General features: G+C 70.0%; 19 protein-coding genes. 9 read left to right on the plus strand and 10 right to left on the minus strand.

Going from position 1 to position 21,917, the window contains the following annotated elements; genetic code table 11:
* Positions 1-742 (plus strand): VWA domain-containing protein (locus A5747_RS08950; RefSeq protein WP_076123458.1); only part of this gene is annotated, 742 nt, incomplete at its 5' end.
* Between the two features lie 4 nt (positions 743-746).
* Here A5747_RS08950 and A5747_RS08955 read toward each other — a convergent pair.
* The 4 genes from A5747_RS08955 to A5747_RS08970 form a co-directional block, all read right to left on the minus strand.
* A complete protein-coding gene (locus A5747_RS08955; protein WP_076123460.1) occupies positions 747-1,730 on the minus strand; it encodes a VWA domain-containing protein in 984 nt (327 codons plus the stop codon).
* Positions 1,731-1,811: 81 nt separating this feature from the next.
* Positions 1,812-2,642, minus strand: a complete 831-nt coding sequence (locus A5747_RS08960) for an alpha/beta fold hydrolase (RefSeq protein ID WP_198938154.1) — start codon at positions 2,640-2,642, stop codon at positions 1,812-1,814.
* Positions 2,643-2,689: 47 nt separating this feature from the next.
* Positions 2,690-3,994, minus strand: coding sequence for a primosomal protein (locus tag A5747_RS08965; RefSeq protein WP_076123462.1), 1,305 nt, complete (start codon positions 3,992-3,994; stop codon positions 2,690-2,692).
* 72 nt (positions 3,995-4,066) lie between these two features.
* Positions 4,067-4,900, minus strand: a complete 834-nt coding sequence (locus tag A5747_RS08970) for an alkaline phosphatase family protein (protein ID WP_076123463.1) — start codon at positions 4,898-4,900, stop codon at positions 4,067-4,069.
* 155 nt (positions 4,901-5,055) lie between these two features.
* On the opposite strand from A5747_RS08970, the gene upp reads away from it, so the two are divergent.
* The gene (upp, locus tag A5747_RS08975) at positions 5,056-5,679 is read left to right on the plus strand and encodes a uracil phosphoribosyltransferase (protein WP_076123464.1); all 624 of its coding nucleotides are present in this window, start codon (positions 5,056-5,058) and stop codon (positions 5,677-5,679) included.
* A gap of 59 nt (positions 5,680-5,738) precedes the next feature.
* Here the strand turns inward: upp and A5747_RS08980 are convergent, their stop codons facing one another.
* Together A5747_RS08980 and A5747_RS08985 are read right to left on the minus strand one after the other, a co-directional pair.
* Positions 5,739-7,316: a phospho-sugar mutase gene (locus A5747_RS08980; protein ID WP_076123465.1), complete on the minus strand. Its 1,578-nt coding sequence runs from the start codon at positions 7,314-7,316 to the stop codon at positions 5,739-5,741.
* A gap of 5 nt (positions 7,317-7,321) precedes the next feature.
* The gene (locus A5747_RS08985; RefSeq protein WP_076123466.1) at positions 7,322-8,128 is read right to left on the minus strand and encodes a purine-nucleoside phosphorylase; all 807 of its coding nucleotides are present in this window, start codon (positions 8,126-8,128) and stop codon (positions 7,322-7,324) included.
* Positions 8,129-8,196: 68 nt separating this feature from the next.
* On the opposite strand from A5747_RS08985, the gene A5747_RS08990 reads away from it, so the two are divergent.
* The 3 genes from A5747_RS08990 to A5747_RS09000 are packed head-to-tail and all read left to right on the plus strand — an operon-like array spanning position 8,197 to position 11,279.
* Complete coding sequence (locus tag A5747_RS08990; RefSeq protein ID WP_076123467.1) at positions 8,197-8,859, plus strand: cutinase family protein; 663 nt, start codon at positions 8,197-8,199, stop codon at positions 8,857-8,859.
* A 45-nt stretch (positions 8,860-8,904) separates the two neighbouring features.
* Complete coding sequence (locus A5747_RS08995) at positions 8,905-10,098, plus strand: M20 family metallopeptidase (RefSeq protein WP_076123468.1); 1,194 nt, start codon at positions 8,905-8,907, stop codon at positions 10,096-10,098.
* Positions 10,095-11,279: a M20 family metallopeptidase gene (locus A5747_RS09000; RefSeq protein ID WP_076123469.1), complete on the plus strand. Its 1,185-nt coding sequence runs from the start codon at positions 10,095-10,097 to the stop codon at positions 11,277-11,279. Before A5747_RS08995 ends, A5747_RS09000 begins: the two co-directional genes overlap by 4 nt.
* Here A5747_RS09000 and A5747_RS09005 read toward each other — a convergent pair.
* On the minus strand, positions 11,276-11,755 hold the full coding sequence (locus tag A5747_RS09005) for a gamma-glutamylcyclotransferase (protein ID WP_076123471.1): 480 nt from the start codon (positions 11,753-11,755) through the stop codon (positions 11,276-11,278). The genes A5747_RS09000 and A5747_RS09005 overlap by 4 nt on opposite strands.
* A 91-nt stretch (positions 11,756-11,846) precedes the next feature.
* On the opposite strand from A5747_RS09005, the gene A5747_RS09010 reads away from it, so the two are divergent.
* From A5747_RS09010 to A5747_RS09020, 3 genes are all read left to right on the plus strand, one after another.
* On the plus strand, positions 11,847-13,262 hold the full coding sequence (locus A5747_RS09010; protein ID WP_076123473.1) for an NAD(P)H-quinone dehydrogenase: 1,416 nt from the start codon (positions 11,847-11,849) through the stop codon (positions 13,260-13,262).
* An 89-nt stretch (positions 13,263-13,351) separates the two neighbouring features.
* The gene (locus A5747_RS09015) at positions 13,352-15,106 is read left to right on the plus strand and encodes a glycerol-3-phosphate dehydrogenase/oxidase (RefSeq protein ID WP_076123475.1); all 1,755 of its coding nucleotides are present in this window, start codon (positions 13,352-13,354) and stop codon (positions 15,104-15,106) included.
* Between the two features lie 18 nt (positions 15,107-15,124).
* Positions 15,125-16,009: a pseudouridine synthase gene (locus A5747_RS09020; protein ID WP_076123477.1), complete on the plus strand. Its 885-nt coding sequence runs from the start codon at positions 15,125-15,127 to the stop codon at positions 16,007-16,009.
* Between the two features lie 21 nt (positions 16,010-16,030).
* Here A5747_RS09020 and A5747_RS09025 read toward each other — a convergent pair whose 3' ends face one another.
* On the minus strand, positions 16,031-16,348 hold the full coding sequence (locus tag A5747_RS09025) for a DUF732 domain-containing protein (RefSeq protein ID WP_233147993.1): 318 nt from the start codon (positions 16,346-16,348) through the stop codon (positions 16,031-16,033).
* A 359-nt stretch (positions 16,349-16,707) separates the two neighbouring features.
* Here A5747_RS09025 and A5747_RS09030 point away from each other — a divergent pair, with 359 nt between their 5' ends.
* Positions 16,708-17,625: a PHB depolymerase family esterase gene (locus tag A5747_RS09030; RefSeq protein WP_076123481.1), complete on the plus strand. Its 918-nt coding sequence runs from the start codon at positions 16,708-16,710 to the stop codon at positions 17,623-17,625.
* Positions 17,626-17,631: 6 nt separating this feature from the next.
* Here the strand turns inward: A5747_RS09030 and nei2 are convergent, their stop codons facing one another.
* Both nei2 and A5747_RS09040 read right to left on the minus strand, forming a co-directional pair.
* On the minus strand, positions 17,632-18,387 hold the full coding sequence (gene nei2 / locus A5747_RS09035) for an endonuclease VIII Nei2 (RefSeq protein WP_076123483.1): 756 nt from the start codon (positions 18,385-18,387) through the stop codon (positions 17,632-17,634).
* Between the two features lie 4 nt (positions 18,388-18,391).
* A partial coding sequence (locus A5747_RS09040; protein WP_076123485.1) for a helicase-related protein occupies positions 18,392-21,917 on the minus strand: 3,526 nt, incomplete at its 5' end.

The following is a 21,917-nucleotide window of genomic DNA, read 5'->3' on the forward strand; positions in this document are numbered from 1 at the left end:
TGTCCGGATCCCGCTCAACCGCGCCGTCGTCATGCTGGTGATCGACGTCTCGGAATCCATGGCTTCCACCGACGTCGCTCCGAACCGGCTGGCCGCCGCGCAGGAGGCCGGCAAGCAGTTCGCCGACCAGCTAACGCCGGCCATCAACCTCGGGTTGGTGGAATTCGCGGCGAACGCCAGCCTGTTGGTCGCGCCGACGACGAACCGCGACGCGGTGAAGGCGGCGATCGACAGCCTGAAGCCGGCGCCGAAAACCGCGACGGGAGAAGGCCTTTTCACCGCGCTGCAGGCGATCGCCACGGTCGGCTCGGTGATGGGAGGCGGCGAAGGTCCGCCGCCGGCGCGGATCGTGCTGGAATCGGACGGCGCCGAAAACGTGCCGTTGGACCCCAACGCGCCACAGGGCGCGTTCACCGCCGCACGGGCGGCCAAGGACCAAGGCGTGCAGATATCGACGATCTCGTTTGGCACGCCGTACGGCACCGTCGAGTTCGAGGGCGCCAGCATTCCCGTTCCGGTCGACGATCGGACGCTGCAGAAAATCTGCGAGATCACCGACGGCCAGGCGTTCCATGCCGACAGCCTGGAATCGCTCAAGGATGTCTACACGACGCTGCAGCACCAGATCGGCTACGAAACCGTGAAGGGTGATGCGAGTCTGGCGTGGATGCTGCTCGGCGCGTTCGTGATGGCCGGCGCGGTATTGGCGGGCCTGTTCCTGAATCGCCGGCTGCCAGCCTGAGCTTTTAGGTGGGAAGTCTTCGGTTGATCAACAGCGCCAAGGCCGTCGCCACCAGCGCGACGATGACCCCGAGCCGCAGCCAGCCTGAACTGCCCGGCCCCGGCACCGTGCGATATCCGATCTCGTTCTCGATGGCGTCGTAGTCCTTGTTGAGCTGTTCGAGATTCGTGGCGGTATAGGACTGCCCGCCGGAAAGCTGGGCGATCTTTTTCATCTGGTCGGTGGAGACGGGCACATTGACCCGCTGGCCGTCCATCTCGATGCTGCCCGTCTTGGTGCCGAACGTGATGGTCGACACGGGCACCCCCTGATCCTTGGCCAGGCGCGCCGCGGTGTAGACGCCGTCGCGTGGATCGCTGGGATTTTGCGGCTTGTTCTCCCCGCCGTCCGACAGCAGCACGATGCGGGCGGGCGGCGGCTTATCCCCACCCTGAACGGCCGACGCGCTGATCGCGTGCAGTGCGGTGAAGATCGCCTGGCCCGTCGCCGTGCTATCGGCGAACTCGAGCTTCTTCAGGGCCTCGATGGTCGCCTGATGTTGCGGGGTCGGCGGCACCAGCAGGTACGGGACGCCCGCGAAACCGACGAGCCCGAGATTGATGCCCGGCGTCAGCTGGCTCGCGAATTGGCTGGCCGCCTGCTCGGCGGCCTTGAGGCGGTTGGGCTCGACGTCGGTTGCCCGCATGGACTGCGACATGTCGATCACCAGCATGATCACCGCGCGGTTGCGCGGTATGCGCATGTCGTGGGTGGGGGTGGCCAGCGCGATCGTCAGCAGGAACAGGCACAGCAGCGACACCGCGATCGGCAGATGCCGCCAGATCGACTGCGGCACCTCCGCCTCGGTGTACCGGCGTAGCCGGTGCCGGCGACGGGCCTGGACAACGACGTAGAGCGCGAGCAGGGCCAGCGGGATCAGAGCGAACAACAACATCGCCGGGCGCTGGAACCCATACAGCGGTAGCGGGCCGATTCCGGGAAGCGACACTCGGCTCACACCTTCCCGTCGGGGCCGCCACTGAATCACCGGCGGACGCTGCCGCCAGTAAAGAGGAGACTTGACTACCCGTCAAACGCTGGTGGACAGCGTGGCACGCAGGACATCGGCGAACTCGTCTGGTACCGAGATGAATCCGCCGTGATCGCCGGGAAACTCGATCGGCCGTACTCCGAGGAGCTCGGCCAGGGCAACACTGGTCCGGTACGTGATCAGGCCGCCGGACTCGGCGCCGATCCCGACCACTATCCGCGCGGGGCCGCCGGTGAGGGCAGCGATGTCGGGCCGGTAGGCGGCGGTGCCCCGCAGTTCGTGGGTGATGAACCGGGTGCCATCGGCGAGTTGCTGCGGTGAAGGTTGGGGCGCGACCGGGGCGCCCTGGCCGTCGCCACCGGCCGGCTGGAAGCCCGCGTTGACCATGAACTTCGTCATCGCGGCGGCCAACCCTTCGCGGCGGAAGGTGTCGATGATGTCTTCGGTGTTGGCGCGCTGCTGCGCGGCGTCGGGCAGCAGCTCCAGCAACGGTGGCTCGTGCGCGACGAGCGTGCCGACCCGGGCCGGGTGGCGAGTCACGAGTGCCAGCCCGGTGACCGCGCCGCCCGACGAGCCCACCACGTCCGCCCGATCCGCGCCGAGATCGTCGAGAATCGCGGCGACGTCGTCCGCGCGCAGGTCGGGCGTGGAATCTTGGGTCGGGTCATCGACGGGGCTGCCGGAGATTCCACGCGGGTCGGTGGTGACGACGGTGTGGTCGCCGGCCAGCGCCTCGGCGAGTGGTGCGAAGTCCGCGGCGGGCATCGGCGAGCCGAGTATCACCAGCAGCGGGCCTGCGCCGCGCACCTCATAGTGCAGCCGAGCGCCGGGTACGACGAGCGAGTGGGTGGTCATCGAGGGGGTGGTCATGTAGGGAAGACTCGGCTCGACGGCCGAATTCACCGCGGTTCGCGCCGTTATTCCCGGCGGAGCCGCCCCTCCACGAATTGCTCGAGCTTCTCCCACTCTCGCACCGCGGCGGAATACGGGCCCGCGGGCTTGCCGACCGAGCCGGGCTCCAGCACGTAGGCGACCAGTTTGCCCAGGGGTCGGCCGGTTGCGAGGGCCTTGTCGACCGTGCCCTCCTCGGAGTAGTCGCCGATGTCGCGGAGCAACTCGACGGCCAGCTCCAGCTGGTCGCGATCGACGGCGTCGGGCCCGTCGGCGAAGTCGTCGGCCAGGCCGCTGAGCACATAGATGTTCTCGTCGGTGATGTCGACCGCCAGCGAGCCGTCGGTCGCGGCGGTGCGGATGTCGTCGTAGGTGCTCAGGTCGGACAAGTCGTGGTCGTGCTCGTCGGCGAGGTAGCGCGCCAGCGCCCGCTCGGAGCCGAACACACTGATGCGCCCGTTGCGGCCCAGGAAGATCGGGCGATCGTCGAGGTAGCAGCGCAGCGTGTAGAACGTCCCGGAACTCGTCATGATCCGAATCGGGTCGATACCCACCTGCGCCCAGAAGTCCTTGTCGCTGCCCAGCACGACGGTGTCGCCGGCCGCGCGGTCCTCGTCCTCGTCCTCGTCTTCGTCGGTCTCGTCGCCGGTGTCGGGCTCTTCGTTGACTTCGGACTCCTCGGCGGCGTCCTCGTCGGAGGCCTCGGCGTCTTCGTCCTCGCCGTCTTCTTCGAGCTCCTCGGCCAATTCGTCGGCGGCCTTCGCCGACAGCTTCTCGTCGACCTCAGGCGTGCTGACGACGTCGTCTATCGCGCTGAGCACGTCGTCCCAGCTGCGCCCGATGACCTCGGCGATCGCATCCCAGCGTTTGACGCCGGCCTTGCCGGTGAAGTTCTCGATCCCGCCTGAGACCGTGCCGAGGCTGGGATTGCCGTTGAAGAACTTCGCCACCGCCGGCAGCTCGCACACCGACCCGATGGACGACACGATGGCCAGCGTGCCCGCCAGCGCGGCCACCGATTCCTCGGTCGGTTTCTCCGACACCAGCTCCTCGACGGCGACCAGATCGAATTGCCTGTCCTTGGCGGGGTCGAGGCTGCGCGCGTGGGCGGTGGTCAGCTCCTTCCACGCGGGATGGTCGGCCAGATCGTTGTCGGAGTCCGAACGCACGAACGCGACCAGGTCGGGAACCGTCTCGAAGGCATACAGGTCGTCGTCTTTGCCCAGGAAGGCCTCCCACTCGTCGCCGGCATCGCGCCAGCGGGGTGCCCACACGGTGTAGCGGTCACCGGCGGACAGGCTCAGGCGGATGGGCACGAGGTCAGCAGCCATGCGGCACAGAATAGCGACGGCCGGCGCGCGTGCCGGGGCCGGTGCCGGGCCCCGGTGGCGGCGGATGCGCCTTTAGGGTGCCCAGATGGTCGCGATCGGGGGAGCGTTGGCCGCGTTACCCGTCTTCGGCAGGCCGTACATCTGTTCCAGGGTGGAAAGCACGTTGTAGTGACTGATCTGCTCGGTGTAGTTGCCGGGCTGCACATGCGCGCCGTAGATCACCGTCGGGATCTGGTTGCGCGGGCCGCCGTCGTCCTCGTCCCACGTCACGATCAGCAGGCTGTTGTTGGCCAGCGCCCAGTTGGCGTAGCCGGACAGCTGGCGGTTCAGCCAGGTGTCGGCCTGCCCGATCGAGCCGTCGTGCATGTTGTTGTCGTTGTTGGGGATGACGAACGACACGGTCGGCAGGCTGGCGTAATTGCCCATCGGGAACGCGGAGAACGGCACCGAATTCTGCGGCGGCACATTCGTGAAATCGGCCCACGGCACATGCTTGCGTGCGTACTTGCCGGCGCTGCACGCGGGCGAACCGACGGCGGGCAGGTCCTCGGCGAAACCGACGAATGTGTATCCGGCGGCGAGCAATTCGGAGCCGAGGTTAGGGGCATTGCCTCCGTTGACCGGGCACGCGTTGCTGGTCACTCCGAGAGTGCTTCCGGCGAAGAGGGCCAAGTAGTTCGGCTGGCTGGGATGTGTTTCGGCGAATGACTGTGTCATGTTCGCGCCGTGAGTGGCCAGCGCGGTGATGAAGGGCGTCTGCGGGCTGCCGATGATGTGTGCTTGAGAACGGTTCTCTTCCACCACGATTACCACGTGCGCGGGCCGGGGCAGCTCGGCGGCGGCCAGGCCCACGCGGGGACTCGACGGAATGGCCGCCAGACCCGTCAGCATGACCGCGCCGGCCATTCCGAGGCTGCGATATGTCCAGTCGATCAGCGTTCTCGGACTTCGAATTTCGCGCGACACCCCGGGAGTATATGAACGGGTCATCGACATTGACGGGACGCACGCACGCGTGTCAACGGGCCTTTGCACAAAAGAGGTATATACGCTCGAATTCCATGGATGTCCGCGTCATCGACCACCCCCTGGCCGCCGCCAGGCTGAGCACGCTGCGCGACGAACGCACCGACACCGCGGGGTTCCGGGCCGCGCTGCGCGATCTGACGGCGATGCTGGTCTACGAGGCCACCCGGGACGCGGGCCGCGAGACATTCCCGATCCGCACCCCGCTGGCCGAAACGCTCGGTGTGCGGCTGGCCAACCCGCCGCTGCTGGTGCCCGTCCTGCGCGCCGGGCTGGGCATGGTCGACCAGGCGCTGGAGCTGCTGCCGGAGGCCCGGGTGGGTTTCGTCGGCGTCGCCCGCGACGAGGAAACCCACCAGGCGAGCGGGTACATGGAGTCGCTGCCCGACGACCTAAGCGCGCTGCCGGTGCTGGTGCTGGACCCGATGCTGGCCACCGGCGGATCGCTGAAACACACCGTCGACCTGTTGCAGCGCCGCGGCGCTGCGGACATCACGGTGTTGTGCGTAGTGGCCGCACCGGAAGGCATTGCGGCGCTGGGCAAAGCGGCGCCGGACGCGCGGCTGTTCACCGTGGCCGTCGACGATGGGCTCAACGAGATCGCCTATATCGTCCCGGGTCTCGGCGACGCGGGGGACCGGCAATACGGTCCGCGCTAGCTCGGCGACGATGCGCGCCGCGTAGCGGCGGGAGGAGGAGCCGGGCCATCGGACCTAGCTCACCAGGCTTGCACCGCGGACACCAGCTCGTCGCGTAACCCGGCCGCCCGTTCGCGGGCACGATGCAGGCCGTCGGTCACCGGACAACGAATCTCCAAGTAGCACTTCAGTTTCGGTTCGGTTCCGGAGGGCCGCACCACCACCCGCGCCGACGCCTCGTCGTCCCCGCCGGTGAAGATCAGCGCGTCGCGGATGTCGGTCATGGTCGCCGGGAAGCGCGCCAGCCGTTGCGGCGGGGCGGCCCGCAGCGCCCGCATCAAGGCGGCGGCCTCGTCGGCGTCGGCGACCCGGCGCGACACCGCGGCGACGTCGTGTACGCCGTGGCGGAGGGCCAGCTCGTCGAGCCGATCGGACACCGAGCGGCCCCGCGCTTTGAGCGAGGCCACCAGATCGCACGCCAGCACCGCGGCGCTGATCCCGTCCTTGTCACGCACCGCGGCGGGGTCGACGCAGTGGCCGATCGCCTCCTCGTAGGCGTACACCAGGGTGCCGGGCAGGTCCGCGTCGGCGCGCGCCAACCATTTGAAGCCGGTGAGGGTTTCGACGTGGACCGCGCCGTAATGCGCGGCGATGGCCGCCAGCATCCGCGACGACACCACGGTGCTGGCCACCACGGCGGCCGCGGGCCGCTCATGCGACAGGATGTAATCGCCCAACAGCCAACCGGTTTCGTCCCCGGACAGCATCCGCCATCCCGCTGCCGTCGGGATGCCGACCGCGCACCGGTCGGCGTCGGGATCCAGCGCGATCGCGATGTCGGCACGCGTGTCCGCGGCCAGCGCGAGCAGCGCGTCGGCGGCGCCGGGCTCCTCGGGGTTCGGGAACGCGACGGTGGGGAAGTCGGGGTCGGGTGCGAACTGGGCGCCGACGGTGTGCACATGCTCGAAGCCGGCGCGACGCAGTGCGTCAACGGCGGTGGCGCCGCCGACGCCGTGCAGCGGGGTGAGGGCGACGCGCAGCGGGCCGGTCGATCGCCGCACGCCGGCCGCGCGCTCGATGTAGCGCTCGACGAGGTCGGTATCGGCGAATTCGACGGGCCGGCGGCCGATCCGGTCGGCGAAAGGGGCTGCGGCCATTGCGGTTTCGATCTGGCGGTCGGTCGGCGAGACGATCTGGATGCCGCCGTCGAAGTACACCTTGTAGCCGTTGTCGGTGCGCGGATTGTGCGATGCGGTGATTTGTATCCCGGCGGCGGCCGCGGCGTGGCGCACCGCGAAGGCGACCACCGGCGTCGGCACCGGGCCCGGTAGCAGCAGGACCGAAAATCCCTCGGCGGCAAGCACTTCGGCGGTCACGGTGGCGAAAATCGCCGAGCCGTGCCGGGCGTCGCGCCCGACCACCACCAGGGAACCGGCCAGGCCACGATCCGTGAGCACCCGCGCCACCGCCCACGTGGCACGCGAGACCACCGCCACGTTCATCGCGTCGGGGCCCGCGCGCACCGGACCGCGCAATCCCGCGGTGCCGAAGGTCAGCGGTCGGGCGAAGCGCGCCGCACGCTCGTCGGGACCGCAGGCGCCGAGCTCGGCGGCCGTCGTCGGGTCCGGGTCGTGCGCGATCCACTCCTCGGGCGTCATGCGCTCTAAAACCGGGCTATGACGTCCGCCAGCAGGGCGCCGATCCGGCCCGCCGACGCGTCCCCCGCGGCGACCACGTCGGCGTGCCGCAGCGGCGCGGCCGTGAGACCCGCGGCCAGGTTTGTCACCAGGGAGATGCCGAGCACCTCCGCGCCGGCGGCCCGCGCCGCGATGGTCTCGTGCACCGTCGACATGCCCACCAGGTCGGCGCCGAGGGTGCGCAGCATTCGGATCTCCGCCGGTGTCTCGTAGTGCGGCCCCGGCAGGCCCGCGTACACGCCTTCGGTCAGCTGCGGGTTGCTGTCGCGGGCGAGCTTGCGCAGCCGCGGCGCATAGGCGTCGGTCAGGTCCACGAACTGCGCACCGACGAGCGGCGAACGCCCGGTCAGGTTGAGGTGGTCGCTGATCAGCACCGGCTCGCCGATCCGCATGTCCGGGCGCAGGGCGCCGGCTGCGTTGGTCAGTACGACGATCCGCGCCCCGGCCGCACAGGCGGCCCGCACCGCGTGCACGACGTGGGCTAGGTCATGCCCTTCGTAGGCGTGCACCCGGCCGGCCAGTACCAGCACCCGGTGCTCGCCGATGCGCACCGACATGAGCTCGCCGGTGTGTCCGACCGCGCGTGGCGGCGCGAACCCCGGCAGCTCGGCCTGGGGCAGCACGACGGTTGGGGAGCCCAGCGCGGCGACCGCCGGCGCCCATCCGGAGCCCAGGACCACGGCGACGTCGTGCTCGCCGATCCCCGTGCGCTCGGCGATGGCCCGTGCGGCTAGTCGCGCGAGTTCGTCGGGCGCGGGCGGGGATTCGGCCACAGTCGGGCAGCTTAACCCGGTGACGCCTCACCCGGCGGTTGTCACCGGCATATGTCAGGATCTGCCGTATGCGTCTTCGTAGCTGGCAGGTTGTCGGCCTGGTTGTCGCTCTTGGTCTGTCGGTGGCCACGCTCGCGTGCGGCCCGGCGCCGACTGCGCGCGCCGGGTGTCCCGACGTCCAACTCATCTTCGTCAGGGGTACCGCCGAACCGCCCGGCCTGGGGGCGGTGGGCGATGCGCTCTTCGCGGCACTGCAGCCCGCCCTCGGTTCACGCACCGTCGACTCGTATGCGGTCAACTACCCGGCCAGCTACAACTTTCTGACCACCGCCGACGGCGCGAACGACGCGCGCGATCACATCGCGGCGATGGTCGACCAATGCCCGGCCACGCGGCTGGTGCTCGGCGGCTTCTCGCAGGGCGCGGCCGCGGTGTCGATGCTGGCGGGGGTGCCGCCCGTCGGCCAGCGGATCGGCAACTTCGGGTCGGCTCCCGCGTTGGATCCCGGTCTCGCCAGCAAGGTGCGGGCGGTCGCGGTGTTCGGCAATCCGGGCAACCGCTTCAACACGCCCCTTTCGACGACGGGTGCGTTCGCCGGCCGGGCGATCGACCTGTGCAGCGATGGCGATCCCGTCTGCGTCGTCGGCGGTCGCGACCGGGACGCGCACCACGTCTACGAGGTGCCGCCTTATCCCGGCCAGGCGGCGGGGTTCATCGCCGGACTGGTGTAGGCCTTCGACCCTCGGGCCGTCGTGGCCGGGTGAGATACTGCGAGGATGCCCGCAGCACCCGCACTGGCCAACGTCGAGGACGTGGTGCGGCGTCGCGGATCCGACCTGGTCGAGCTGTCCCACGCCATCCACGCCGAGCCTGAGCTCGCGTTCGCCGAGCATCGCAGCTGCGCCAAGACGCAGGCGCTGGTCGCCGAGCGGGGTTTCCAGATCACCGCGCGACCCGGAGGCTTGGAGACGGCCTTTCGCGCCGACTTCGGCAGCGGACCGCTGGTGGTCGGGATCTGCGCCGAGTACGACGCGCTGCCGGAGATCGGGCACGCGTGCGGACACAACATCATCGCGGCCTCGGCGGTCGGGACCGCGCTGGCGCTGGCCGAGGTGGCCGACGACCTGGGCCTGACGGTGTCGCTGCTGGGAACTCCCGCCGAGGAGGCCGGCGGCGGCAAGGAACTGCTGCTGCAAGCCGGGGTATTCGACGACGTCGCGGTCGCGGTGATGGTGCATCCGGGGCCGGCCGACATCGCCGGGGCCCGCTCGTTGGCGCTGTCCGAAGCGGTCGTCGACTACCGCGGCAAGGAATCCCATGCCGCCGTCGCGCCGCACCTGGGGATCAACGCGGCCGACGCCGTCACCGTCGCGCAGGTCGCGATCGGGCTGCTGCGCCAGCAACTGGCACCGGGGCAGCTGGTGCACGGGATCGTCACCAACGGCGGACAGGCCGTCAACGTCATCCCCGGCCACGCGACATTGCAGTACGCGATGCGCGCGGTCGAATCGGATTCGCTGCGAGAGCTGGAGGGCCGGATGTTCGCGTGCTTTTCCGCGGGCGCGCTGGCCACCGGCTGCGAATACGAAATCAACCAGCCCGCACCGCCATACGCCGAGCTCAAACCCGACCGATGGCTGGCCGGCGTCTTCCGCGACGAGATGCGCCGGCTGGGGCGCAACCCGGTCGGCCCCGAGATCGAGGACGCGCTGCCGATGGGCAGCACCGACATGGGCAACGTGACGCAGGTTCTGCCCGGGATCCACCCGATCATCGGCGTCGACGCCGGTGGCGCCACGGTTCACCAGCGCGCCTTTGCCGCCGCGGCCGCCGGTCCCAGTGCCGATCGCGCGGTCGTCGAGGGCGCAATCATGTTGGCGCGCACGGTCGTTCACCTCGCCGAGTCGCCCGATGAACGCGACCGGGTGCTGACCGCGCGGCAGCGCAGAAACAGCGGGGCCGACGCATGAGCCTGGTCGACACCGCCGAGTCGTGGCTGGCCGCCCACCACGAAGACCTGATCGAGTGGCGCCGTCACATCCACCGCTATCCCGAGCTGGGCCGACAGGAGTACGCCACCACGCAGTTCGTCGCCGAGCGGTTAGCCGACGCCGGGCTCAACCCCAAGGTGCTGCCCGGCGGTACGGGACTGACCTGTGATTTCGGTCCCGACCACGAGCCGAGAATCGCGCTGCGGGCCGACATGGACGCGCTGCCGATGGCCGAGCTGACCGGCGCGCCGTACACCTCGACGATGCCCAACGTCGCGCACGCCTGCGGGCACGACGCGCACACCGCCATCCTGCTGGGCACCGCGCTGGCGCTGGCGTCGGTGCCCGAGCTGCCGGTCGGGGTGCGGCTGATCTTTCAGGCCGCCGAGGAGTTGATGCCCGGCGGCGCGATCGACGCCATCGCCGCCGGGGCGCTGACCGGGGTATCGCGGATCTTCGCGCTGCACTGCGACCCCCGGCTGGAAGTCGGCAAGGTCGCGGTGCGGCAGGGCCCCATCACGTCGGCCGCCGACCAGATCGAGATCACGCTGTACTCGCCGGGCGGCCATACCTCGCGGCCGCACCTGACCGCCGACCTGGTCTACGGGCTGGGCACGCTGATCACCGGGCTGCCCGGGGTGCTGTCGCGCCGCATCGACCCGCGCAACGGCACCGTGTTGGTGTGGGGCGCGGTCAATGCCGGCGTCGCGGCCAACGCCATTCCGCAATCCGGCGTGCTGGCCGGCACCGTGCGCACCGCCAGCAGGCAGACATGGGTAGGGCTGGAAGAGTTCATCCGCGAGGCCGTGAGCGCGCTGCTGTCGCCGCTGGCGATCGAACACACGCTGCAATACCGGCGCGGGGTTCCGCCCGTGGTCAATGAGGAAGTCTCGACCCGCATCCTCATGCATGCGATCGAAGCCGTCGGCCCCGACGTGCTGTCCGACACCCGGCAGTCCGGCGGCGGCGAGGATTTCTCCTGGTATCTGGAGGAAATCCCCGGCGCGATGGCACGATTGGGCGTGTGGTCCGGCGAGGGACCGCAGCTGGACCTGCACCAGCCGACGTTCGACCTCGACGAACGGTCCCTGGCGATCGGGCTGCGGGTGATGGTCAACATCATCGAGCAGACCGCCGTCGTCGAGTCGGCGCTGTTCTAAGCGGAGGTTCCCGGGCCGATGTTGCGGGCCGGACGGGTCCTCAGATCGTGGACGTAATCGCTTGGGGCGCCAGCGATTTCGGCGGCGTCGGCCATGACGCCCAGATATCGCGCCGACGGCAGGCCACCCTCCCACGCGTCCAGCACATACAGCCACGCCAGCACGGGATCGGTGGTGGTGTCGGAGGACAGGCGTTCGACGCGGCAGCGAATTTTCTTGTGCACACCGAACTCCGAGCCCTCCCAGCGGTCGAGGTTCCGCTCGTCCGCCGGCGTCATGTCGTAGAGGACGACGAACACCTTCGAATTCGGGTCCTCCACGATCGTGGCCAGGGCGCCTTCCCAGCCGATGTCCTCGCCGCCGAACGTCAACCGCCAGCCCGGCAGCCAGCCGGTTCCGGCCATCGGCGAGTGCGGTGCACGCTGCAGCATCTGCTCGGGATGCATGTTCGACCCGTAGGCGGCGTAGAGCGGCACGGGAAAAAGCTTAAACGGCGCACCCGCGGGCGGTATTCATCCAACGGCTCCGCGCTGCGGCGAGCGCCCTCGTCCCGATAGGTTAAGGACCGTGGTAACGCGCATCGTGATCCTGGGCGGAGGCCCGGCCGGTTACGAAGCCGCGCTGGTCGCTGCCACCTCCCATCCCGACACGACGCACGTCACCGTGATCGACTCCGAGGGCATCGGTGGCGCGGCCGTGCTGGACGACTGCGTGCCGTCCAAGACATTCATCGCGTCCACCGGCCTGCGCACCGAACTGCGCCGGGCGCCTCGGCTGGGTTTCGACATCGACTTCGAAGACGCCAAGATCTCGCTGCCGCAGATCCACGCCCGGGTCAAGACGCTGGCGGCCGAGCAATCCGCGGACATCGCCGCCCAGCTGCTCGCCGTAGGCGTCCAGGTGGTCGCGGGCCGGGGCGAGCTCGTCGACCCCGCGCCCGGCCTGGCCAAGCACCGCATCAAGGCCACCGCCGCCGATGGCACCACCAGCGAGCACGAAGCCGACGTCGTGCTCATCGCCACCGGCGCCAGCCCGCGGATCCTGCCGACGGCCCAGCCCGATGGCGAGCGGATCCTGACGTGGCGGCAGCTCTATGACCTGGAAGCGCTGCCCGAGCACCTGATCGTGGTGGGCTCCGGGGTGACCGGCGCCGAATTCGTGCACGCCTACACCGAGTTGGGCGTGCGCGTATCGGTCGCGGCCAGCCGGGACCGGGTGCTGCCGTACGAAGACGCCGACGCCGCGCTCGTCCTGGAAGAGTCGTTCGCCGAACGCGGGGTGCAGCTCTTCAAGAACGCGCGCGCCGAATCGGTCACCCGCACCGACGCCGGGGTGTTGGTCACCATGACGGATGGCCGCACCGTCGAGGGCAGCCACGCGCTGATGACCATCGGATCCGTTCCCAACACCGGCGGACTGGGTCTGGACAGGGTCGGCATCGAGCTGGGCCGCGGCAATTACCTGACCGTGGACCGGGTTTCGCGCACCTCGGTGCCCGGGATCTATGCGGCGGGGGACTGCACGGGTCTGTTGCTGTTGGCGTCGGTCGCGGCGATGCAGGGCCGGATCGCGATGTATCACGCGCTGGGGGAGGGCGTGAGCCCGATCCGGCTGCGCACCGTCGCCGCGACGGTGTTCACCCGCCCGGAGATCGCCGCCGTCGGGGTGCCGCAGTCGATGATCGACGACGGTTCGGTGCCCGCGCGGACCATCATGCTGCCGCTGCGGACCAACGCGCGGGCCAAGATGTCGGGCCTGCGGCAGGGCTTCGTCAAGGTTTTCTGCCGGCGCTCCACCGGCGTGGTGATCGGCGGCGTGGTGGTGGCCCCGATCGCCTCCGAGCTGATCCTGCCGATCGCCGTGGCTGTGCAAAACCGCATCACCGTCAACGAGTTGGCGCAGACGCTGGCCGTTTACCCGTCGTTGTCGGGGTCGATCACCGAGGCGGCCCGGCGGCTGATGGCGCACGACGATCTCGACTGAACGCCACTCAAAGGCGCCCGACGAACTAGCCTGGGAGCAGTCCTACCGACGAGTAACTGACGGGAACCCCCGATGAGGAGTCTTTTGCCGTGAGTGACCCGATCCATGCGCCGACCGAACAGACCTGGCCGGCGTCCGTGCTTGGACCGCAGCAGCGCGAGGTGGCGTGGGAGCGGCTAGGCACCGAGCAGTTCGATGTGGTGGTCATCGGCGGCGGCGTGGTGGGCGCCGGGTGCGCGCTGGACGCCGCCACCCGTGGGCTCAAGGTGGCGCTGGTCGAGGCGCGCGACCTGGCGTCCGGCACGTCGAGCCGCTCGTCGAAGATGTTCCACGGTGGGCTGCGCTACCTCGAGCAGCTGGAATTCGGGCTGGTCCGCGAGGCGCTCTACGAGCGCGAGCTGTCGCTGACGACGCTGGCGCCCCATTTGGTCAAGCCACTACCGTTCCTGTTTCCGCTCACCAAGCGGGTCTGGGAGCGGCCGTACATCGCGGCGGGCATCTTCCTCTACGACCGGCTCGGTGGCGCGAAATCGGTTCCGGCGCAAAAACATTTGACCCGCGCCGGGGCGCTGCGGCTAAGCCCCGGCCTAAAACGCAGCTCGCTTATCGGCGGCATCCGCTACTACGACACCGTCGTCGACGACGCCCGGCACACCATGACGGTCGCGCGCACCGCGGCGCATTACGGCGCGGTGGTGCGATCGTCGACCCAGGCGGTCGGATTGCTGCGCGACGGCGACCGGGTGATCGGCGTGCGCGTCCGCGACTCCGAGGACGGCGCGATCACCGAGGTCCGCGGCCACGTCGTGGTCAACGCGACCGGCGTGTGGACCGACGAGATTCAGGCATTGTCCAAGCAGCGCGGGCGATTCCAGGTGCGTGCGTCCAAGGGCGTACACGTGGTGGTGCCGCGCGACCGGATCGTCAGCGACGTCGCGATGATCCTGCGCACCGAGAAGTCGGTGATGTTCATCATCCCGTGGGGCAACCACTGGATCATCGGAACCACGGACACCGACTGGAATCTCGACCTGGCCCACCCCGCGGCCACCAAGGCCGACATCGACTACATCCTGGGCACCGTCAACAGCGTGCTGGCCACGCCGTTGACCCACGCCGACATCGACGGCGTGTACGCGGGGCTGCGCCCGTTGCTCGCGGGGGAGAGCGACGACACCTCCAAGCTGTCCCGGGAACACGCGGTGGCGGTGCCCGCGGCGGGCCTGGTGGCCATCGCCGGCGGCAAGTACACGACCTACCGCGTGATGGCGGCCGACGCGATCGACGCTGCGGCCCAATACGTTCCGGCCCGGGTCGCGCCGTCGATCACGGAGAAGGTGAGCCTGCTGGGCGCCGACGGCTACTTCGCGCTGATCAATCAGGCCGAACACGTCGGCGCGTTGCAGGGCCTGCATCCCTACCGGGTGCGCCATCTGCTCGATCGCTACGGCTCGCTGATCGGCGACGTGCTGGAGATGGCGGCCGAAACCCCCGGCCTGCTCAGCCCGATCAAGGAAGCGCCCGGCTACCTGCGGGTCGAAGCCGTGTATGCGGCGGCCGCCGAGGGTGCGCTGCATCTGGAGGACATCCTGGCCCGCCGCATGCGCATCTCAATCGAGTATTCGCACCGCGGCGTCGACTGCGCCAGGGAGGTGGCCGATCTCGTGGCCCCGGTACTGGGGTGGAGCGCCGCGGACGTCGACCGTGAGGTCGCGAACTACACCGCCCGGGTGGAGGCCGAGATCCTGTCGCAGGCGCAGCCCGACGACGTGTCGGCCGATGAGTTGCGCGCCAGCGCGCCCGAGGCCCGCGCCGAGATCCTCGAGCCGGTGCCGCTCAATTGAGTCCCGATTGAGGCCGCGGTGAGGGCCGCGCCACTGCCGGTCCGCGACGGGCTGGGCCCCGCGCGGGTGCGGTTGCGCGGGGGACCGGTGCTGGCCGAACTGACCGCGCGATTCGGCGAATCCGCCCGCGCGAAGGTGCTGGCCGGGGAAGTCGTCGACGCCGACGGCGTGGTGGTCGACCACGCCACCGTGCTGCCCGCGGGCGCGGCCGTCTACCTGTATCGCGAACTGCCGCACGAGGTTCCGGTGCCCTTCGACATGCCGGTGCTGTATCGCGATGCCGACATCGTCGTCGTCGACAAGCCGCACTTCCTGGCCACCATGCCGCGCGGGCAGCACGTCGCGCAGACCGCGCTGGTGCGGTTGCGACGGCAACTGGGGCTGCCCGAGCTGAGCCCGGCGCACCGGCTGGACCGGCTGACGGCCGGGGTGCTGCTGTTCACTGTCCGGCGCGAGCTGCGCGGTGCCTACCAGTCACTGTTCGCCCGCGGGTTGGTGCACAAGACGTACCTGGCGCGCGCGGCCGTCGATCCCGCCCTGGCGCTGCCGCGGGTGGTCCGCAGCCGCATCGTCAAGCGGCGCGGACACTTACAGGCGGTCTGCGAGCCCGGCACGCCCAACGCGGAGACGCTGGTGGAACTCTCCCCCGCAAGCGGGAGGTGCCCCCAGTCGCCGGACGGTCTGTATCGGTTGACGCCGCGCACGGGACGCACCCATCAGCTGCGGGTGCACATGGCCTCACTCGGGATACCGATCGCGGGTGATCCGTTGTACCCCAACGTCATTGACGTGCCGCCCGGCGACTTCGGCACACCGCTTCGATTGCTGGCCCAGCGCATCGAGTTCGACGATCCGGTGACCGGATCACACCGCGAATTCGTCAGCCGCCGAGAAGGGCCGTGAGCCAATCGAAGTCGGCCTAGGTCAGCTCGCCGGCGGGTTGTTGCCGGGGCCTTCCTCCGGCATGTACTGCGGGCAGTACACCTTGATGGCCGCCCCGACGAAGTAGCCGCAGTGGTAAGCGGGCATGCTGCTGCTGTTCACCACGTCGGTGGCCACGTCGCTGGGCTTCGCGCCGTCGTCCAGTTTCTGGCAGACCGTGTGGCCCGCCTCGATCGCGTGTGCGGGAGATACGTGGTCGGTGATGCCCTCTTGCTTGAGGATCGCCAGGAATTTGTCGTCTTGGGTGTTGGCGTGCGCGCTCGGGACTACTGCCAGCGGGCCAAGCAAAGCGACCGCCACGGCCAGAAGAAGGCGGTAAACCATTTCGGATCTCCCCTAAGTGAGATGGTTTGCTGAAGCCAAGTTGGTCCGCCAACGTGGGTGTTTCAGCTTCTACGGGCAACATTCTCCGGGGTACATCGATTTCTGACAACCGCACGCCCAGGTCAAAGGGTAGTTGTACATATTTTGTTCACCCGCCGGTCAGGTTTTCGACAGAGCAAGAGCACGGCAAGCACGGCCAGGTCACCGCGGCGCCGCTCCCGTCGCGAGCTGGCGCGAAATCAAAATCACGGTGATCGAAGCGGTGGTCGCCGCGGGCGTGACGAAGCTCATAGGGCGGCGCTGCCGAACCGCCGGGCGATAGGTAATTTGACGACATGCCATGGGCGCGATTGCTGTCGGTCAGCGTCCTCGCACTTTGCCTCGTTGGATGCGGCGAGCGCCACGTGTCGGCGGCCAGCGCTCGAGATCTCGCGGGGACGTTCCGTTCCGGCGGCATGGACCGCACCTACACGCTGCACGTGCCGCCCGGCGATCCCGTCGCGCTGGTGCTCAGCCTGCACGGCGGCGGCGGTACCGGGATCGGGCAGCAGGGCCTCACCGACTTCGACACCGTCGCCGATGCCCATGGCCTGCTCGTGGTCTATCCCGATGGTTACGACAAGAGCTGGGCCGACGGGCGCGGGGCGTCGCCGGCGGACCGCCGCCATGTCGACGACGTCGGGTTCCTGGTCGGCTTGGTGGGCAAGCTGCGCAACGACTACGGCGTCGCCGCGGGGCACGTGTTCGCCACCGGCATGTCCAACGGGGGCTTCATGTCCAACCGGCTGGCGTGCGATCGCGCCGACGTGTTCGCGGCGATCGCGCCGGTGGCGGGCACGCTAGGCACGGGTGTTGCCTGCAATCCGTCGCGCCCGGTCTCGGTGTGGGAGGCGCACGGAACCGCCGACCCGCTGGTGCGTTTCAACGGCGGCGACGTGCGGGGTCGCGGCGGTGTCAGCCACTCGATATCCGCCGCCGCCATGGTGAGCAAGTGGCGCATTGTGGATGGGTGCCAAGGCGATCCGACGGCGGACGCGCTACCCAGCGTCGGTGACGGCACCGTCGTTCACCGCTTCGACTCCACGGCGTGCGCGCAGTCAACCGAGGTGGTCTTCTACCAGATCGACAACGGCGGACACACGTGGCCGGGCGGCAAGCAATACCTGCCCAAGGCGGTCATCGGATCCACCACGCGCGCGCTGGACGCATCGGAAGCGATCGCGCAGTTTTTCCTGGCGCACGCGCGCGACTAGCCGGGTTCAGCGCTGGCAGCTGGGGCACCAGTAGGTCACCCGCTCACCGGTGTCGTCGGATTCGATGCGCGTGCCGCAGCGCCGGCAACCCTGCCCGGCCCGGCCGTAGACCCACAGCTGGCGCCCCGGCCGGGTGTCGCCGGTGGTGCAGCGATTCCAGCGTAACCGGTTGGCCCACAACATATCCCGTGCGCGGGAGACCAGGCGGCGCGCGTCGGTGACCGCGCTCACGGGCGCGGTGGGCAGGTGTCCGCTGACGAAACACAGTTCGTTGCAATACACATTGCCGATGCCCGCCAGCACCCGCTGATCCAGCAGCGCCTCGGCGATCGGTCGGTCCGGGCGCGCTGCGAGGTTGGCGGCGGCGACCTGTGGATCCCAATCTTGGCCCAGCAGATCGGGTCCCAGGTGGGCGACTACGTCGGTGTCGTGGTCGCGGTCGAGGACCTCCAGCACGCCGAGGTCGATGCCGACGGCCCGAACGGGACCGGCTTCCAGGATGATTCGCGTCCGGTGATCCACCCGCATCGGGCGGTCGCCGACCCGCCAGCTGCCGTCCATCTTCAGGTGCGAGTGAATGCTGGCCCGCCCGACGCGGACGAACAAATGCTTCCCGCGGCTGAACACGTCGTCCACCACTCGCCCGGTGAGGTCAACGGTGGCGAACTGCGGCACCCGGATATCGCAGCGGGTCAGCGTCTGCCCGGCCAGATGTTGGCGCAGGGTGGCCGCCGTATGCCAAACGGTGTCGCCTTCCGGCATCGCCTCACCGCAGCCGCATCCCGCGCGGGGTGCGCACGAAGCCGGCGTCGGACAGGGCGTCGACGGGACCGGGCCCGCCGGCGCGCGGTTGCAGGGCGGGCACTCCGTCGATGCGTTCGACGAGAATCGACGCGACGCGGCGGGTGGAGACCAAATCGGCCAACGCCAGGGCCGCCGCGTGGTCGGCGGCCGGATCGTCGGTGAAGGTGAGCAGGGAGCGTCCGCCGCGCTCGAGGAACCACACGAGCTCGCCGTCCACCAGCACGACCAGCGCCCCGGCCTTGCGGCCCGGCCGCGCCCCGGGGCCGGGCCCGTCCTCGCTCGACGTCGGCCAGGGCAGCGCGGCGCCGTAGGGATTCGCCGGGTCGGCGGCGGCCAGCACGACCGCCCGGTACTCCGGTCGCTCGGGGTCGATCCCGTCGAGATAGCTGCGCAGCCGGTCCACGGTCGAGGCGACGGCGAACTGCGCCCCGCCCAGCGACTCGACGAAATAGCCCCGCTGGCACCTGCCGGCTTCCTCGAACGTGCTCAACACCTTGTAGAGGGTGGCGAATCCGCCGGGGACGCCCTCGGCGGCCACCGCTCCTCTGGTCAGCACGCCGTGCCGGTTCAGCAGCAGCTCGGCCTGGTAGTGGGCTCGCACCGTGGAGTCCGGCTCGGGAGCGGGCAGCGCCGACCACCGCCCGGCGACGGTCGGGTCGGTCGGGCGGTGCTGGGCGTGCGCGACGCTGTAGCGGCTCAGCCGGGGCGGACGATGCGCTCGGTGTGCGGGTGCGGAACGCTTGCGGGAGCCCGTGCCGCCCAGGACTGCGCGCACCGGGGCGAACGTGTCGCCGGTGACCCAGCCGGCCCAAATCAGTTCCCACAGCGCGGCTTTCAGCGCCGCCTCGCCGACACCGTGCTGCGCGAGCTGGCGGAAGAAGTACGCGCCGCCGCCCGCCAGCGTGTCCAAGATCGCGCGGTGGGTGTCGGTGAAGTCGATCTCGGCCGGCGCCGCCAGGGTCAGGGGTGCGGATTCGCTGGTGTGGAACGCGATCCAGCCGTCGCTGCCCGAGATCGCCCCGGCGCCCGACCAGGTGACTTCGCCCGTCGCGAGCAGTTCGTCGAGCATCGCGGGCGAGTAGTCGCGGATCCGGGGGGCCAGCACCAGCGGTTCGATCGCCGAGGCCGGCATCCGGACACCGGCCAGCTGATCGACCACGGACATCAGCCCGTCGATACCCGACTGTGGCGACGACACCCGGTGCCAGGCCGGCAGGAACCGGCCGTAGGCGGCGGTGCTCACCGGCTCGACCTGAGCACGCAGGGCGGCCAGCGAGCGCCGCCGCAGGATGCGCAACACGTCGGCGTCGCACCACTGTTCGGCGCCCGCGCCCGACATCTCGGCGGGTGCCACGAAGTCGCCACGCACCAGCCGCCCGTCGGCCGCCAGCCGGCCCAGCACGTCGGCGGTCACCCGCAGTCCCAGGCCGAAGCGGGCGGCGACTTCCGCGGTGGTGAACGGGGTATGGGTGCGCGCGTAGCGGCCCAGCAGCTCGCCCAGCGGGTCGGCCACCTCCTCGGTGAAGGCGATCGGGACGCCCGGCGGGACCGCCGCCCCGACCCCGTCGCGCAGCCGGCCGATGTCTTCGACCGCCACCCACCAGCTGCGGCCGGCGAATGACACCGTCAACGCGCGCCGGGCCGCGTGCAGGCCTTCCAGCCAGCCGCCCACATCGGCGCCACCGGCACGCGCCGCGACCTCGTCTTCGGTCAGCGGGCCGAGCAGTCGCAGCAGGTCCGCGACCGCCTCGGCATCGCGGGCGGCCCGATCGGCCGACAGGTGCTGCAATTGGCGGCCGGTCGCGGCGATGACCTCCGGATCGAGCAGCTCGCGCAGCTCCACGCGGCCGAGCAGCTCGGCCAGCAGCGTGCTGTCCAGCGACAGCGCCGCGGCGCGGCGCTCGGCCAGCGGGGAATCGCCCTCGTACATGAACGCGCCGACATAGCCGAACAACAGCGAGGCCGCGAACGGCGAGGGCGTGGCCGTCTCGGTTTCGACCACCCGCACCCGGCGGGCGGCGATGCCGGCCATCAACTCGACCAGCGCAGGGACGTCGTAGACGTCCTGCAGGCACTCCCGGATGGTCTCCAGCACGACGGGGAAGTCGGGGTATTTCCGTGCGACGTCCAGAAGTTGGGCCGCGCGCTGGCGCTGGTGCCACAGCGGTGAGCGGCGGCCCGGGTGGCGGCGGGGGAGCAGCAGGGCGCGGGCCGCGCACTCCCGGAACCGCGACGCGAACAACGCCGACCCGCCCACTTCGGCGGTGACGATCGGATCGATCTCGTCGGCGTCGAAGACGAAAAGCTCCGCACCCGGCGGTGTTTCCGCGGTGTCGGACAGGGTGTCGGGCAGGTGCACCACGATGCCGTCGTCGGAGGCGGTCGGTTTCTCGTCGATCCCGTAGCGTTCGTAGAGGCGGCGGCCCACGGCCAGCGCGAGCGGCCCGTGCACCCGCAGCCCGTACGGCGAGTGCAGGATCACCCGCCAGTCGCCGAGTTCGTCGCGGAACCGCTCCACCAGCAGCGTGGTGTCGGTGGGGACGACGTTTGTGGCCGTTTTCTGGTCGTCCAGCAGCTTCCACAGGTTTTCGGTCGCGTAGGCATCGAAACCCAAACTCGCGCAACGTTTGTCGAATGCATCGCGGTCCAGGCCGGCCAGCTCGCCGGTGAACGCGCCCAGCGCGGCTCCGAGTTCGGCGGGCCGGCCGACGTCGTCACCCCGCCAGAACGGCAGCCGCGCCGGCTGGCCGGGCGCCGGGATCACCAGCACCCGGTCGTGGGTGATCTCGGTGATCCGCCAGCTGGTCGCGCCCAGCGAGATGACATCGCCCGGCCGTGACTCGTAAACCATTTCCTCGTCGAGTTCGCCCACCCGCGAAGGCTTTTCGGACTCGGTGGCGAGGTAGACGGTGAACAGCCCGCGATCGGGGATGGCGCCACCGGAGGTGACGGCGAGGCGCTGCGCCCCGGGCCGCGCGGTCAGTGTGCCAGCGTCGCGGTCGTAGACCAATCGCGGTCGCAGCTCGGCGAATTCGGTGGACGGATACTTCCCGGACAGCAGGTCCAGCGTGGCCTCGAAGACGCTGCGTGGCAGTGTCGCGAACGGCGCGGCTCGCCGTACGGTGTCGAACCAGCGGTCGGCGTCGAGTGGCTCCAGCGCGGCCGCGGCCACGGTGTGCTGCGCCAGGATGTCGAGCGGGTTGGCGGGCACCCGCATGGTCTCGATCTGCCCGGCGAGCATCCGCTGCACGGTCACCGCGCAGCCGATCAGGTCGGTGCGGTGCTTGGGGAACAGCGCCCCCCGCGAGACTTCGCCGACCTGATGGCCGGCCCGTCCGATGCGCTGCAGGCCGCTGGCCACCGACGGCGGCGCCTCCACCTGGATCACCAGGTCGACGGCGCCCATGTCGATGCCCAGTTCCAGGCTCGACGTCGCGACCACCGCCTTGAGCAGCCCGCGTTTGAGGGCCTCCTCGACGACGGCGCGC

This window comes from Mycobacterium sp. IS-836 (assembly GCF_001954275.1).
Taxonomy (GTDB): Bacteria; Actinomycetota; Actinomycetes; order Mycobacteriales; family Mycobacteriaceae; genus Mycobacterium.

Excerpts from the sequence above, each read along its gene's own strand:
- A5747_RS08965 (WP_076123462.1), bottom strand. The coding sequence starts at position 3,994 with ATGGCTGCTGACCTCGTGCCCATCCGCCTGAGCCTGTCCGCCGGTGAC.
- A5747_RS08990 (WP_076123467.1), top strand. The coding sequence starts at position 8,197 with ATGCGTCTTCGTAGCTGGCAGGTTGTCGGCCTGGTTGTCGCTCTTGGT.
- A5747_RS09030 (WP_076123481.1), top strand. The coding sequence starts at position 16,708 with ATGCCATGGGCGCGATTGCTGTCGGTCAGCGTCCTCGCACTTTGCCTC.
- A5747_RS09000 (WP_076123469.1), top strand. The coding sequence starts at position 10,095 with ATGAGCCTGGTCGACACCGCCGAGTCGTGGCTGGCCGCCCACCACGAA.
- A5747_RS08970 (WP_076123463.1), bottom strand. The coding sequence starts at position 4,900 with ATGGCCGGCGCGGTCATGCTGACGGGTCTGGCGGCCATTCCGTCGAGT.
- A5747_RS08980 (WP_076123465.1), bottom strand. The coding sequence starts at position 7,316 with ATGACGCCCGAGGAGTGGATCGCGCACGACCCGGACCCGACGACGGCC.
- nei2 (WP_076123483.1), bottom strand. The coding sequence starts at position 18,387 with ATGCCGGAAGGCGACACCGTTTGGCATACGGCGGCCACCCTGCGCCAA.
- A5747_RS08995 (WP_076123468.1), top strand. The coding sequence starts at position 8,905 with ATGCCCGCAGCACCCGCACTGGCCAACGTCGAGGACGTGGTGCGGCGT.
- upp (WP_076123464.1), top strand. The coding sequence starts at position 5,056 with ATGGATGTCCGCGTCATCGACCACCCCCTGGCCGCCGCCAGGCTGAGC.
- A5747_RS08960 (WP_198938154.1), bottom strand. The coding sequence starts at position 2,642 with ATGACCACCCCCTCGATGACCACCCACTCGCTCGTCGTACCCGGCGCT.